We start from the raw sequence: 12876 nt of genomic DNA, 5'->3' as shown, positions 1-12876 counted from the left end.
ACGACCCGCCCGACACCCACCGGGTGAGCAGTATCATCGTTTCGAGCGAAATTCCTCCGATTGTAGCCGTTCGATCAGCTGCTGCCGATCATGGTAGACCCGGGGACTGTCGAAACCCAGGTTTCGGGCCGCCTCGATCAACCTCGGATGCGGCAGCCAGACCGGGCGATGCACCGCAAAATGCGCCAACCGAGGCGGCAGCGTGGCCAACCATCCCGCCACGGTACGCAACACCGATGCCGAGCCGATCAACCAGTGTGGACCACGCGACAGGGCTGTGTCTTCGTCAGCCTCGTCCGGATCCTGCATGGCCAAAGGTTCCGATACCTCCGCGTCGGGCGCAGCCGCCTGCCAGCCCTGCCAGGCTTCCATGAAACCGGCCGGCGCCGCCGTGCACCACCGGGCCTGGTAGGCGGGCTGCCAGTCCACCTGGACGCCAGCATCCTGCAGCACGCCGGCCCACTCGCGGCGCCCATCCGGGCGGTTGAGCACCACGATGCGCTGCGGTAGCGGCTGAAGGCAGAGCACGAGACGCGCCAGATGGGCCGCGTCCTGATACGGCGGAGGCGGCACCAGCAGCCGAGGACCGGTACCGAAATGCCGCGTGAAGGCATGCGCACTGCCTGCCCCCGGCAGCCCGGCCCAGACAGCGGACGGCCAGCGACGCCCGCCCCGTTGCAGTGCCTGGGCCACGACCCGTACCGCGGCCGGACTGGGCAGCACGACACCCTCCGCGCCACTATCGAACGCCGCCAGGATGTCTGCGTCGGACAGCGCCTCGATCTGGAAGGCCGGCCAGTGACACGAAACGAGGCCAGCCGGCTCGAGCAGCGCCCGCCATTCGGCCGCGCTGGCATCGTCCTGGGTCAGGATGAGGTTCGGAATGGGCGGCGCCCCATCCGATGCGGCGCGCGTCCCCGAAGCTTCAGGCATCAGGACTGTCCGGACGGCTTCGGAGCGGCAGCAAGCTGCGCCTTCAGTTCGGCGGCCACGGCCTCGCCCATCACGCGGGCCTCCTTCGGATCGGCCACCTTACCCACACGGGTGACGCGGGCAATGCGTCCGTCGTCATCGGCCAGCAGCGCATCCAGCTGCATCTGTCCGGACGCGGTGAAGCGGGCATGCGCGGCCAGCGGTGTCTTGCAGTTGCCCCCCAGCTGGCGCGACACGGCACGTTCTGCCGCCGCAATGCGCGCTGCCTCGGGATCATTCAGGAAGGCCAGGGCCTGGCGCACATCGTCACGATCGGCCCGGATCTCGATACCCAGCATGCCCTGCCCCGGTGCCGGCAGCATCTCGTCCAGCGGCAGGTACTGGCGAATGCGGTCCGCCAGCCCCAGACGGGTCAGTCCCGCGGCGGCCAGGACGATGGCGTCATACTGACCGGCATCCAGCTTGCCCAGGCGGGTGTCGAGGTTGCCGCGCAGCGGCTGGATGCGAAACCCCGGGTGCCGCGCCTGCAGCTGCGCAGCCCGGCGCAGGCTGGAGGTGCCCACCACCGCATCGGGCGGAAGTTCATCCAGCGAGGCATACCGGGTGCTCACGAAGGCATCGCGCGCATCGGCCCGCGTCATCACTGCCGCCAGGTCGAAACCTTCGGGCAGGTCCATCGGCACATCCTTGAGCGAATGCACGGCCAGTTCGGCACGCCCGTCGAACAGCGCCACCTCCAGTTCCTTGGTGAACAGCCCCTTGCCGCCGATCTCGGCCAGCGGCCGGTCCAGGATCTGGTCCCCGCGGGTGGTCATGCCCAGCAGCGCGACGCCTGCGGCCGGATGGCGGGCGCGCAGCAGCTCGGCCACATGGTTGGCCTGCCAGAGTGCCAGTCGGCTTTCGCGCGTGGCAATGCGCAGGGGGGCGGAATAGGCGGATTCGGTCATGCGGCGCGCGCTCCAGAAAATGACAGGATGCCAGGCGGCATCAGGGCAGGATCGGGGATTCGACCCCGCCAGCGGAATTCTAGGAGCTTGGGCGCCAGAACGCACGCCAGCCGCGCCAGAAAGACAAGGGGCCGGAAGAACCGGCCCCTGCGTGCAGCCCGGATGGAAACCCAGGCGGGAAGATCTCGACTGAAGCGGGTCAGCTGACCAGGCCCTTGACGATGGACCACTGACGACGGCTGACCGGCAGACGATCGGGCACCTCGCGCAGCACCACCTGCCAGTACGGGTCGCCCGACTCGCCTTCGCCCGAGGGCGAGACGCGCTCGAAGCCGGCGATGGACGGGCGTGCCACCAGCGCGTTGCGGTGGATGCGCACGAAGCGGTCACTGAATTCCTCTTCGAGCGAGGTGAGCGATTCCTCGATCAGGTATTCACGCTCGCGCGTGCGCACCGTGATGTATTTCAGTTCGGCCTTCAGGTAGATCACCTGCTCCAGCGCCACCAGGATGACGCGACCACGCTCGTGCACCGACAGGTGACGACGACGGGTGTTGGTGGCCTTGGCCAGCGCGTCGATGGCATCCAGATGCTCGGACGGAATCAGCGTGCGGGCACGCAGCAGCGCAGCCAGCAGACGCTGGGCGCGCACGGGCTTGAGCAGGTAGTCCAGTGCGTTGACTTCGAAGGCGTCGACCGCAAATTCGTCGAAGGCCGTGACGAAGATCATCAGCGGCATCGGCTTGGGATCGCTGCCGTCGCTTTCACCGGCACGCGCGGAAATGTGCCGTGCCAGCTCGATGCCGGTCATGCCCGGCATCTGCACGTCCATCAGCACCACCTGCGGACGCTGCGACTCGATCTGCGCCAGTGCTTCGGGCGCGTTGGATGCCTCGCCGACGATGCGATGCGGAAACTCCGGCGCCAGATCGGCCAGAACCTCTCTCAGCCGGGCGCGCGCAGGCGCCTCGTCATCAACGATCAGGATTGAAGTGGCGTCGGACATCTCGTCGTCGTCTCTCTTTGCGGTAGGGGAATTCAAGCAGTACCTGATAACGGTCGCCCTGCGGACCTGTTCTCAGTTCGGCCGCCATATCATAAAGCAGCATCAATCGCTCCCGCACGTTGGACAGGGCCATTTGGTTACCTGGACGCGACGCTACTGTTGTAGAAATGGGATTATCGATCTCGACCCGCACGCGCTCCCCCACCAGGGTGATGCAAATATTCAACACCCCCGTCTCGGTACGCGGTTCGATGCCGTGGTGAACGGCATTTTCCAGCAACGGCTGCAGCAGCAGCGAAGGCACCAGTGCATCACCCGGCATGCCGTCGATCTTCCAGCAGACATCCAGACGCGGCGCCAGTCGCAGTTTCTCGATCGCCAGATATTCCTTGCAGGTCACCACCTCGTCGTCCAGCGGCACCATCTCGCGGGCATCACGCATGAAGACGCGGAACAGGTCGGCCAGATTCTCCAGCGTGCTCTCGGCAAGCTTCGGGTTTGAACGAATCAGGCCCAGCACCGTATTGAGACTGTTGAAGAGGAAGTGCGGACGGATGCGGGCCTGCAGCGCCTGCAGCCGCGCCTCGGAAAATGACGGCGCATAGGCACGACCGCGAAGGCGGAAATAGCGATAGACGCCCCCGGCCACCAGCACGGCACACAGCGCGGCACCCAGCGCGTCATGCAGGAGCGGCACGTAGGCATCACGATGCTCGCCGGCTGCCACCCGTTGCACATTGCCGACCACCAGGCTGACCACACCCCCGATCGCGCCGGGAATGAGCAGCCCGAAGACCCACTGCATGCGCTGGCTCAGACCATTGACCTTCTTGCGCGCCAGGCACAGCAGCAGCATGGCCAGCAGCATCGAGGGCTCGAAGATGGTCAGCAGATAGAAGAGCGTGTCCAGGGCCCGGTTGCCATCATCCCAGAGACTGACCGACGCCCCCAGCACGGCCAGCACGCCCAGATGCACCAGCAGCAGCGTGCGCGAGAAGACGCCCGGGCTGCAGAACTCGGGGATGACCGGCGCAGGCGCCCCCTCGCTCTGGCGCCGTGCCTTGGCGCCCTCTCCCGAATCGGCCGGGCCGCCCGCGGCGGGCTTGTCCTTATAATTTGCAGCGACATCGCCATTCCCGCTCCCAGGCTGCGGGCTGGTGCCCGAACCTGTCGGTTCCTGCGCACCGGGTGCCGGCCCGGGGGCCGACTGCATCACACTACTCATAGAAGATCCATCACATGACCGGACAATTTGGCAACAAGAACAAGGCATGGTCGGCACGGTTCTCCGAACCCGTGTCCGATCTGGTGAAACGCTACACGGCCTCGGTGGACTTCGACCAGCGCCTGGCCGAGGTCGACATCCGGGGGTCGCTGGCCCACGCCGCCATGCTTGCCGCGACCGGCATTCTGAGTGAAAGCGATCTGGCGTCAATCCAGCGTGGTTTTACAACCATTCGTGAGGAGATCGCCGCCGGCCGCTTCGAGTGGTCGCTGGATCTGGAGGATGTTCACCTCAACATCGAGAAGCGCCTGACCGAGCTGGTCGGCGACGCCGGCAAGCGCCTGCACACGGCCCGCTCGCGCAACGACCAGGTCGCCACCGACATCCGCCTGTGGCTGCGCGATGCCACCGACGAGATCCTGACCCTGCTGCGTGCGCTGCAGGAAGCGCTGCTGGCGCTGGCCGAACAACACGCCGACACGATCATGCCCGGCTTCACCCACCTGCAGGTGGCACAGCCTGTCACCTTCGGCCACCACCTGCTGGCCTATGTGGAGATGCTGTCGCGCGATGCCGGGCGCCTGGCCGACACCCGCCGCCGCATCAACCGGCTGCCGCTGGGAGCTGCCGCGCTGGCCGGCACCACCTTCCCCATCGACCGCGAACACGTGGCGCGCACGCTGGGTTTCGATGGCGTATGCGAGAACTCGCTGGACGCCGTCTCCGATCGCGACTTCGCCATCGAGTTCTGCGCCGACGCCAGCCTGCTCATGATGCACCTGTCGCGCTTCTCCGAAGAGCTGGTGAACTGGATGTCGCCCCGGGTCGGCTTCATCGACCTGTCGGACCGCTACTGCACCGGCTCGTCGATCATGCCGCAGAAGAAGAACCCCGACGTGCCCGAGCTGGTCCGCGGCAAGACCGGTCGCGTCTATGGCCACCTGATGGCGCTGCTCACGCTGATGAAGGGGCAGCCGCTGGCCTACAACAAGGACAACCAGGAAGACAAGGAGCCGCTCTTTGACACCGTGGACACCCTGGTGGCCACGCTGCGCCTCTTTGCCGACATGACCACCGGCATCCAGGTGCGCGCCGAGCGCATGCGTCAGGCCGCGGCCGAGGGCTTTTCCACCGCCACCGACCTTGCTGACTATCTGGTCAAGCGCGGCCTGCCCTTCCGGGATGCCCACGAACTGGTGGCCCAGGCCGTGCGCGAAGCGTCCGACGCCGGCGTGGACCTGGCCGGTCTGGGCCGCGAGCGCCTGAAGGCCCTGAGCCCGCTGGTGGGCGATGACGTGCTGGAGACGCTCACTCTGGAAGGGTCGGTGAACGCACGCAACCACATCGGCGGCACAGCCCCGGCTCAGGTACGCGCCGCCATCGCACGTCACAGGGCACGACTGGCCAGCGCCTGAACACGCCCTCGGGCAGCTCACACGTACCGACACGTTGTCCTGCACGCTGCCCGGACACGACCTGCACCGCTACCGGACCGGTGCACCACGGCACCCGGGGCATGTCCGCGCATGCTCCGGACGGCCAAGCGCCTTCTGTCCATGCCTTCCTGCCGCCGGACGGCCAGCCGTCCGATCCGGCACGAATCGTTTCCCCATAAAACACGACAGCCGGGGTCCAAGGCTTCGTGATGGGAAGGGCTCTCGTTATAATCGGCCCTTCCCTAGCACTTTTCGGACCACCCCGTGCCGGCCCGCCCAGGGCTCATCCAGAAGCCCGGCAGGCAATCAGGGCACGTGCCACGGTCCGTGTCGATGATCACCGAGCCAGAGCCCCCGTCCCGCCAGCGTTGCGGCACCCCCTTTTTCACTCCCGCCTTCGGGCAGCCCGCCGACATGGATGACCGGGCGCAGATGTGCGGATCCATGATCACGGCCTGCATCCCGTCCCGCCAGGCCCTGTCCCTCCAGGAGAGCCGCTGATGGAAGCTGCTGTCCTGCTGGGCCTGATCGTGCTCAACGGCCTGTTCGCCATGTCCGAAGTGGCGCTGCTCACGGCGCGCAAGGCGCGACTGCAGCGTCTGGTGGCCGAAGGCGACAAGAGCGCCGCGGCCGCCCTGGCCCTCGGTGAAGACCCCACCCGCTTTCTCTCCACCATCCAGATCGGCATCACCTCCATCGGGGTGCTGAACGGTATCGTCGGTCAGGCCGCCTTCGCCGAACCGCTGGCGCGCTGGCTGCTGTCGCTGGGCGTGGCCCAGAAGACGGCCGAGATGCTGGCCACCACGCTGGTGGTCGTGCTGGTCACCTATGTGGCCATCGTTGTCGGCGAACTGGTTCCCAAACGTCTGGGCCAGATCAGCGCCGAGACCGTGGCCCGGCTGGCCGCCCGTCCCATGGGCGTCCTGTCGCTGGTCTCGCGCCCGTTCGTGATGGCGCTCACCGGTTCCACCAACCTGATCCTGCGCAGCATGGGCGTTGATCCGGACACCGAGCAGAAGGTGACGGAAGAGGAAATCCACGCGCTGCTGGCCGAAGGCTCCGAGTCCGGGGTCATCGAGCAGAGCGAGCACGTCATGGTGCGCAACGTGTTCCGCCTGGACGAGCGCCAGATCTCCTCGCTGATGGTTCCCCGCAGTGACGTGGTGTTCCTGGACGTGGAAGATCCGCAGGAGGAGAACCTGCAGAAGGTGGCCGAATACGAGCACTCGCGCTTCCCGGTGTGCCGTGGCGGCCTGGACGATGTCCTGGGCATCATCCACACCAAGCAGCTGCTGGCGCAGTCGCTGCGCGGCGAGAGCATCGACTTCTCGCAGAACCTGCAGGAAGTGCTGTACGTGCCCGAGACCCTCACCGGCATGGAACTGCTGGAGAACATCCGCAACTCCAACACGCAGATTGCCCTGGTGCTGGACGAGTACGGCGAGGTCCAGGGTCTGGTGACACTGCAGGACCTGCTGGAGGCCATCACCGGCGAGTTCACCTCGCCCGACGATGATGACAGCTGGGCACTGCAGCGGGCCGACGGTTCGTGGCTGCTGGACGGGCTGATTCCCATCCCCGAACTGAAGGATCGGCTGAACCTGGCCACCGTGCCCGAAGAGGACAAGGAACGCTACCAGGCACTCTCGGGCATGATGATGCTGCTGCTGGGCCGCATGCCGCAGACCGGCGACATCCTCACCTGGGACAAATGGAAGTTCGAGGTCGTGGACATGGACGGCAAGCGCATCGACAAGGTGCTGGCCACCCCGATCCTGCCCGGGGAAGATGCCGACGAGGAAGACCCTGACGTCGAACGTGACGGGCACAGCCGATTCGATGGCGACGACCCGCGCGAGGACGCTCACCCGGGGCACACCGAGGACGGCGCCCATCGCCACGACGGCGACTCGCACCGCTCCGGGCATCACTGACCCCCCATCCGGTGTCACCTGTTTCGGGAAATACCCGCTTCCCGAAACATGACCCATGACGCATCGCGGCCGCCCAGCGGCCGCGTCGCTTTCCCGGACAATGCTGCATGACCGGGCGCGCCTGCTACACTAGCGCGCTCAGTCAGTAACGTATCTCATTCCCGGGTTCTCCCCATGGCGTCATCCCCCTTTCCCGCTGGTGACCAGGCCAGCACGCAGTATTCCCGCCTGCTGAAGCTGCGCTGGCTGCTGATGGCGGTCTTCGTGGCCGTGATCCTGCTGTCGCTGGTGGCAGACTTCATGCTGGGCCCGTCCGGCCTGAGCTGGTCAGAGCTGATGCGCACGCTGTTCTCGCCCGATCAGGCCGAGCCCACCACGAGCGTGATCGTCTGGGACGTGCGCCTGCCCTATGCCGTCATGGCCGTGGTGGTGGGCCTGGGCCTGGGCCTGGCCGGGGCCGAGATGCAGACCATCCTGGCCAACCCGCTGGCCAGTCCGTTCACGCTGGGCATCTCGTCGGCGGCGGCCTTTGGTGCCTCGCTGGCCCTGGTGCTGGACCTGAGCCTGCCCTGGCTACCGGCCGAGTGGGCCGTGGCCGGCAACGCCTTCGTCTTCGCCATCCTCTCGGCCCTGCTGCTGGACGTGCTGGCGCGCTGGGGCGGCATGAGCGGCTCGGGCATGGTGCTGGTGGGCATCGCGCTGGTCTTCACCTTCAATGCGCTGGTGTCGCTGATGCAGTTCATCGCCAGCGCCGAAGACCTGCAGAACCTCGTGTTCTGGACGATGGGCAGCCTGTCGCGCGCCACCTGGCCGAAGGTGGGTGGCATGCTGCTGGCCTTTGCCGTCATCCTGCCGCTGTGCTTGAAGGATGCGTGGAAGCTCACCGCGCTGCGGCTGGGTGAGGACCGCGCCATCAGCTTCGGCATCGACGTGAAGCGCCAGCGGCTCGTCTCGTTGCTGCGCATCAGCTTCCTGGCGGCACTGGCCGTGTCCATGGTGGGCACCATCAGCTTCATCGGCCTCATCGCCCCCCACATCGCCCGACGGCTGTTCGGCGAGGACCACCGCTTCTACCTGCCGGGCAGCGCCCTCATCGGGGCGATGATCCTGTCGCTGGCCTCCATCGCCTCCAAGAACATCGTCGAGGGCGTCATCGTGCCGGTGGGCATCGTGACCTCACTGGTCGGCGTCCCCTTCTTCGTGTCGGTGGTCATGCGCCGACGCGCCGGCTGACGGAGAGCACCATGCTGGAAGTGAACGACCTGAAGGTTGCCTACCGCAGCCGCACCATCATCGAGAAGCTCACGCTCTCGCCCATCGCCCCCGGCCAGCTGGTCTCGCTGCTGGGGCCCAACGGTACCGGCAAGTCCACGCTGCTCAAGGCCATGGCCGGCCTGCTGCCGCCCCGCCATGGCACCGTGCGTCTCAACGGCACCGATCTCGCCTCGCTGGACTTCCGCGAACGAGCCCGCCACGTCGTCTACCTGCCGCAGTCGCTGCCGGCCTCGGTGCACCTGCGCGTGATGGAGTCGGTACTGGTGGCCGCACGCGCCTCGTCCCTTTCGCAGGAGGCCGAGCACGTCACGCTGGAAGCCGTCATGGCACTGCTCAAGCGTCTGGGGGTGGACCATCTGGCCATGCGCTATCTCGATCAGCTCTCCGGCGGCCAGAAGCAGCTGGTGGGCATTGCCCAGGCACTCATTCGCCGGCCTCGGCTGCTGCTGCTGGACGAACCCCTGTCGGCCCTGGACCTGAACTACCAGTTCCACGTGATGGACCTGCTGCGTCAGGAGACCCACGAGCATGGCCTCATCACCCTCATCGTGCTGCACGACCTGAACATCGCGCTGCGCCACAGCGACGGCTGCGTGCTGGTGCGCGACGGCGGCCTGCTGGGCCAGGGCGCACCGGCCGATGTCATCACCCCGCAGGCGCTGGCCGACTGCTACGGGGTGAATGCACGTGTGGAGCGCTGCTCGAAGGGGGTGCCCCAGGTGGTGGTGGACGGGCTGCTGAAACCCGTGCAGTAACCCGATCCGGCCGGCCTGCTGCCGGCTTCGTCCCTCTCATCCAGGCGGGAGCCCGTTCCACAGCCTCCGCCATTTGCCCGCATTCTTCATCAGACATGGCTTCCCTGTTTTCCCGCTTTCACTCCACCCCGGAATCCGGCAACCGCGCCGTGACTGCCCCCACCGTGTCGCGCACGCGGACATGGCAACGCTCGGTTCGCCGCACCCTGACGGCCGCCTCGGCACTGCCGATGGCAGCACTGCTGCTCCAGCCCGTTCCCCTTCTGGCAGCCGACGCAGCGGGCACGGAGCCACCGGCGGCCCAGGCAGCTCCCCAGAGCGGCCCCATCACCGTCACCGACGTGCTGGGACGCCAGGTGACGCTGAAGGCCCCCGCCAAGCGGGTGATCCTGACCCAGGCGCGGCACATGCCGGTCATGGCACTGCTCACGCCCGATCCGGTCTCTCTCCTGGCCGGCTGGTCGGACGAGTTCAAGACCTCCTTCTCGCGCGAGTATCAGACCTACCTGCAGCGCTTCCCGGGCATTGCCAAGGTGCCCCTGGTGGGACGGCACACCGCCGACAGCTTCTCGGTGGAACAGGCGCTGGCACTGCGGCCGGATCTCATCGTGCTGACGGCACGCTTTGCCGGCGGCACCGATCGGCAGAGCGTCGAGGAATCGCTGATGATGAAGCGCTTCGCGGCCGCCGGTATCCCGGTGCTGGTGGTGGACTTCTTCGTGAAGCCGCTGGAAAACACCGTGCCCAGCCTGAAGGCATTGGGTCAGGCCATCAGCCAGCCGCAGCGCACGGCCGAGTTCATCGATTTCTATGAAAGCCACATGAAGGCTGTGGCCAACCGGCTGGCCGACCTGCCCGCGAAGGACCGGCCCCCCGTGTTCGTGCATGCCCACGCCGGCAGCACCGACTGCTGCAACTCCCCCGGCCAGGGCACCTTCAACGAGATGATCAGCTACGCCGGCGGGCACAACATCGGTGTCGACGTGCTGAAGACCCCCACCGGAAAGCTCGGCTTCGAATACATCAACAGCCGCAACCCGCAGGTCTACGTGGCCACCGGCACCGGCTCGGGCAAGCGCACCAGCCAGGGGCTCACCATCGGGACCGGCATCAGCGAGGCCGATGCCCGCAGCAGCCTGCAGCGGGTCATCGACGGCAACCGCCTTTCCGCACTGGCCGCCATCCGCAACGGCAACGCCCATGGCATCTGGCACGCCTTCAACGACTCGCCGCTGCACGTGGTGTTCATCGAGGCGCTGGCCGGCTGGATCCATCCCGACCGTTTCGATGAACGCATGGCCATGAAGACGCTGGACGAGGTAAACCGGCGCTTTCTGACTGTGCCACTGGATGGCACCTATCTGGTGGACCTGAAAAAGCCCTGATCCGGGCAGACGCTGCACGCCCCGGTTCAGCACCCGGGGCGTGTTCCGGATGATAAGATTCAGTCGTTTCCAAGATTGATAATCGTTAGCATGACTGATCCCATCCAGCTGCATCAGCCCTGGCCCGAAGACCTGGCTCGTCGTTACCGCGAGGCCGGCCACTGGCGGGGCGAGACCTTCGGCGCGTGGCTGCGCGAACGGGCCCAGGCCCACCCCGACCGCATCGCCGTGGTGAGTGAAGGCGAGCGCATCAGCTATGGCGAGCTGGACCGCCAGGCATCCGCCATCGCGGCCGGCCTGCTGGCACGCGGGCTCCGCCGCGGCGATCGGGTCATCGTCCACCTGCCCAACCTGCCGGAATTCATCAGCGCCATCTTCGGCATGTTCCGTGTGGGCATCATCCCGCTGTATGCGCTGCCTGCGCACCGCATCGCCGAGATCGCGCATTTTGCCGACACGGGCGATGCCCGCGGCTACATCTGCGCCGGGGACTGGGGCGGCTTCGACTATCGCAACCTGGCCTCCGAGCTGCAGACGCGCTGCCCGCAGGTCCGGCACGTCATCGTCACCCGGGGCGACGCGGGCAGCTTCACCCCGCTGGCCGAGCTGATGCGTGCCGACACGGCACCGGCCCCCTATGCCGCTGACGTGCTGCCTGCCACCGACGTGCAGGGCGAGGACACGGCCTTCTTCCAGATCTCGGGCGGCAGCACCGGGCTGTCCAAGCTCATCCCGCGCACGCACGACGACTACATCTACACGCTGCGCGAGAGCGCGCGCATCTGCGGGATGGACGAAACAAGCGTCTACCTGTGCGCGCTGCCCATGGCACACAATTTCCCGATGAGCTCGCCGGGCTTTCTCAGCGCGCTCTACGTGGGCGGGCGCGTGGTGCTGGCCCCGGCCCCCACACCGGCCGTGTGCTTCGAGCTGATCGCTGCCGAGAAAGTGACCGACACCGCCCTGGTGCCGCCGCTGCTGCTGCTGTGGCTGGAGGCCGCCGCCAGCGCCACACCGGATCTCTCCAGCCTGAAGCTCATCCAGGTGGGCGGCGCCAAGCTGATTCCGGAAGTGGCGCGGCGCGTCACGCCCACGCTGGGCGCCACGCTGCAGCAGGTCTTCGGCATGGCCGAAGGGCTGGTCAACTACACGCGCATCGATGACGATGCCGAGACCATCATCCAGACCCAGGGCCGCCCCATCAGCCCGGATGACGAGATCCGCATCGTGGACGACCACGACCAGCCGGTCCCGGCCGGCGAGGCCGGCAACCTGCTCACGCGCGGTCCCTACACCATTCGCGGCTACTTCAACAATCCGGCGGCCAACGAGCGCTCCTTCACCCACGACGGCTTCTATCGCACCGGCGACATCGTGCGCCGCACCGAAAGCGGGCACCTGGTGGTGCAGGGTCGCGCGGGCGACCACATCAACCGCGCCGGCGAGAAGATCTCGGCCGAAGAGATCGAGAACCACCTGATGGCCCATCCGCAGGTCTACGACGCCGCCGTGGTGTCGGTCCCTGACGACTACCTGGGCGAGCGCAGCTGCGCCTTCATCATCCCACGCGGCGAGCGTCCGCGGCCCGCCGAGCTGAAGAAGTGGATCCGCGCCCAGGGTCTGGCCGACTTCAAGGTGCCCGACCAGTTCGTCTTCGTCGATCACTTCGTGGAGACCGCCGCCCTGAAACTCAGTCGCAAGGCGCTGCGCGCCCACCTGCGTGCCCAACTGGATGAAAAAGCATGACGACCCTCACCCTTGAACAGATGCGCGCCGACCTGGCGAAGATCCTGCTGGAAGACCCGGCCGACATCCATGACGACGACAACCTGATCGATCTGGGTCTGGACTCGATGCGTGCCATGACGCTGGCCAGCCGCTGGCAGGCGGCGGGCGCTCGGCTGGACTTCTCGGAAATGGCACTGAACCCCACGCTGGGGCACTGGTGGACGCTGATTCAGCAGGCCGGCTGACGCCCCC

The 12876-nt window shown here is 66.9% G+C and carries 11 protein-coding genes; 7 read left to right on the top strand and 4 right to left on the bottom strand.

What is annotated here, in order from left to right; translation table 11 throughout:
• Window positions 1-33 precede the first annotated feature (33 nt).
• The 4 genes from EL249_RS08055 to EL249_RS08040 form a co-directional block, all read right to left on the bottom strand.
• Window positions 34-933 carry a uroporphyrinogen-III synthase gene (locus tag EL249_RS08055; RefSeq protein ID WP_005673223.1) on the bottom strand — a complete coding sequence of 300 codons (900 nt, stop codon included), beginning with the start codon at window positions 931-933 and terminating at the stop codon, window positions 34-36.
• Window positions 933-1880: a hydroxymethylbilane synthase gene (gene hemC / locus EL249_RS08050; protein ID WP_005673224.1), complete on the bottom strand. Its 948-nt coding sequence runs from the start codon at window positions 1878-1880 to the stop codon at window positions 933-935. The genes EL249_RS08055 and hemC overlap by 1 nt, the downstream gene beginning before the upstream one ends.
• A gap of 199 nt (window positions 1881-2079) precedes the next feature.
• Entirely contained in the window at window positions 2080-2886 is an 807-nt protein-coding gene (locus EL249_RS08045) for a LytR/AlgR family response regulator transcription factor (protein ID WP_005673225.1), read from the bottom strand.
• Window positions 2855-4111 carry a sensor histidine kinase gene (locus EL249_RS08040; RefSeq protein WP_005673226.1) on the bottom strand — a complete coding sequence of 419 codons (1257 nt, stop codon included), beginning with the start codon at window positions 4109-4111 and terminating at the stop codon, window positions 2855-2857. The genes EL249_RS08045 and EL249_RS08040 overlap by 32 nt, the downstream gene beginning before the upstream one ends.
• A gap of 14 nt (window positions 4112-4125) precedes the next feature.
• Here EL249_RS08040 and argH point away from each other — a divergent pair, with 14 nt between their 5' ends.
• From argH to EL249_RS08005, 7 genes are all read left to right on the top strand, one after another.
• Entirely contained in the window at window positions 4126-5526 is a 1401-nt protein-coding gene (gene argH, locus EL249_RS08035; RefSeq protein ID WP_005673227.1) for an argininosuccinate lyase, read from the top strand.
• Between the two features lie 521 nt (window positions 5527-6047).
• Window positions 6048-7481 carry a hemolysin family protein gene (locus EL249_RS08030; RefSeq protein ID WP_005673232.1) on the top strand — a complete coding sequence of 478 codons (1434 nt, stop codon included), beginning with the start codon at window positions 6048-6050 and terminating at the stop codon, window positions 7479-7481.
• Window positions 7482-7655: 174 nt separating this feature from the next.
• A complete protein-coding gene (locus tag EL249_RS08025) occupies window positions 7656-8714 on the top strand; it encodes a FecCD family ABC transporter permease (RefSeq protein WP_005673233.1) in 1059 nt (352 codons plus the stop codon).
• Between the two features lie 11 nt (window positions 8715-8725).
• A complete protein-coding gene (locus EL249_RS08020; RefSeq protein ID WP_005673234.1) occupies window positions 8726-9511 on the top strand; it encodes an ABC transporter ATP-binding protein in 786 nt (261 codons plus the stop codon).
• A 95-nt stretch (window positions 9512-9606) separates the two neighbouring features.
• A complete protein-coding gene (locus EL249_RS08015) occupies window positions 9607-10896 on the top strand; it encodes an ABC transporter substrate-binding protein (protein WP_005673235.1) in 1290 nt (429 codons plus the stop codon).
• A gap of 90 nt (window positions 10897-10986) precedes the next feature.
• Window positions 10987-12642: a (2,3-dihydroxybenzoyl)adenylate synthase gene (locus EL249_RS08010; RefSeq protein WP_005673236.1), complete on the top strand. Its 1656-nt coding sequence runs from the start codon at window positions 10987-10989 to the stop codon at window positions 12640-12642.
• Complete coding sequence (locus EL249_RS08005; protein WP_005673237.1) at window positions 12639-12869, top strand: phosphopantetheine-binding protein; 231 nt, start codon at window positions 12639-12641, stop codon at window positions 12867-12869. The genes EL249_RS08010 and EL249_RS08005 overlap by 4 nt, the downstream gene beginning before the upstream one ends.
• The last annotated feature ends 7 nt before the right edge of the window (window positions 12870-12876 follow it).

Origin of the sequence: Lautropia mirabilis (assembly GCF_900637555.1) — a bacterium.
In the GTDB taxonomy this organism is placed as follows: domain Bacteria; phylum Pseudomonadota; class Gammaproteobacteria; order Burkholderiales; family Burkholderiaceae_E; genus Lautropia; species Lautropia mirabilis.
This window is presented reverse-complemented; position numbering and strand designations above follow the sequence as displayed.

Excerpts from the sequence above, each read along its gene's own strand:
- EL249_RS08055 (WP_005673223.1), bottom strand. The coding sequence starts at position 933 with ATGCCTGAAGCTTCGGGGACGCGCGCCGCATCGGATGGGGCGCCGCCC.
- hemC (WP_005673224.1), bottom strand. The coding sequence starts at position 1,880 with ATGACCGAATCCGCCTATTCCGCCCCCCTGCGCATTGCCACGCGCGAA.
- EL249_RS08045 (WP_005673225.1), bottom strand. The coding sequence starts at position 2,886 with ATGTCCGACGCCACTTCAATCCTGATCGTTGATGACGAGGCGCCTGCG.
- EL249_RS08040 (WP_005673226.1), bottom strand. The coding sequence starts at position 4,111 with ATGAGTAGTGTGATGCAGTCGGCCCCCGGGCCGGCACCCGGTGCGCAG.
- argH (WP_005673227.1), top strand. The coding sequence starts at position 4,126 with ATGACCGGACAATTTGGCAACAAGAACAAGGCATGGTCGGCACGGTTC.
- EL249_RS08030 (WP_005673232.1), top strand. The coding sequence starts at position 6,048 with ATGGAAGCTGCTGTCCTGCTGGGCCTGATCGTGCTCAACGGCCTGTTC.
- EL249_RS08025 (WP_005673233.1), top strand. The coding sequence starts at position 7,656 with ATGGCGTCATCCCCCTTTCCCGCTGGTGACCAGGCCAGCACGCAGTAT.
- EL249_RS08020 (WP_005673234.1), top strand. The coding sequence starts at position 8,726 with ATGCTGGAAGTGAACGACCTGAAGGTTGCCTACCGCAGCCGCACCATC.
- EL249_RS08015 (WP_005673235.1), top strand. The coding sequence starts at position 9,607 with ATGGCTTCCCTGTTTTCCCGCTTTCACTCCACCCCGGAATCCGGCAAC.
- EL249_RS08010 (WP_005673236.1), top strand. The coding sequence starts at position 10,987 with ATGACTGATCCCATCCAGCTGCATCAGCCCTGGCCCGAAGACCTGGCT.
- EL249_RS08005 (WP_005673237.1), top strand. The coding sequence starts at position 12,639 with ATGACGACCCTCACCCTTGAACAGATGCGCGCCGACCTGGCGAAGATC.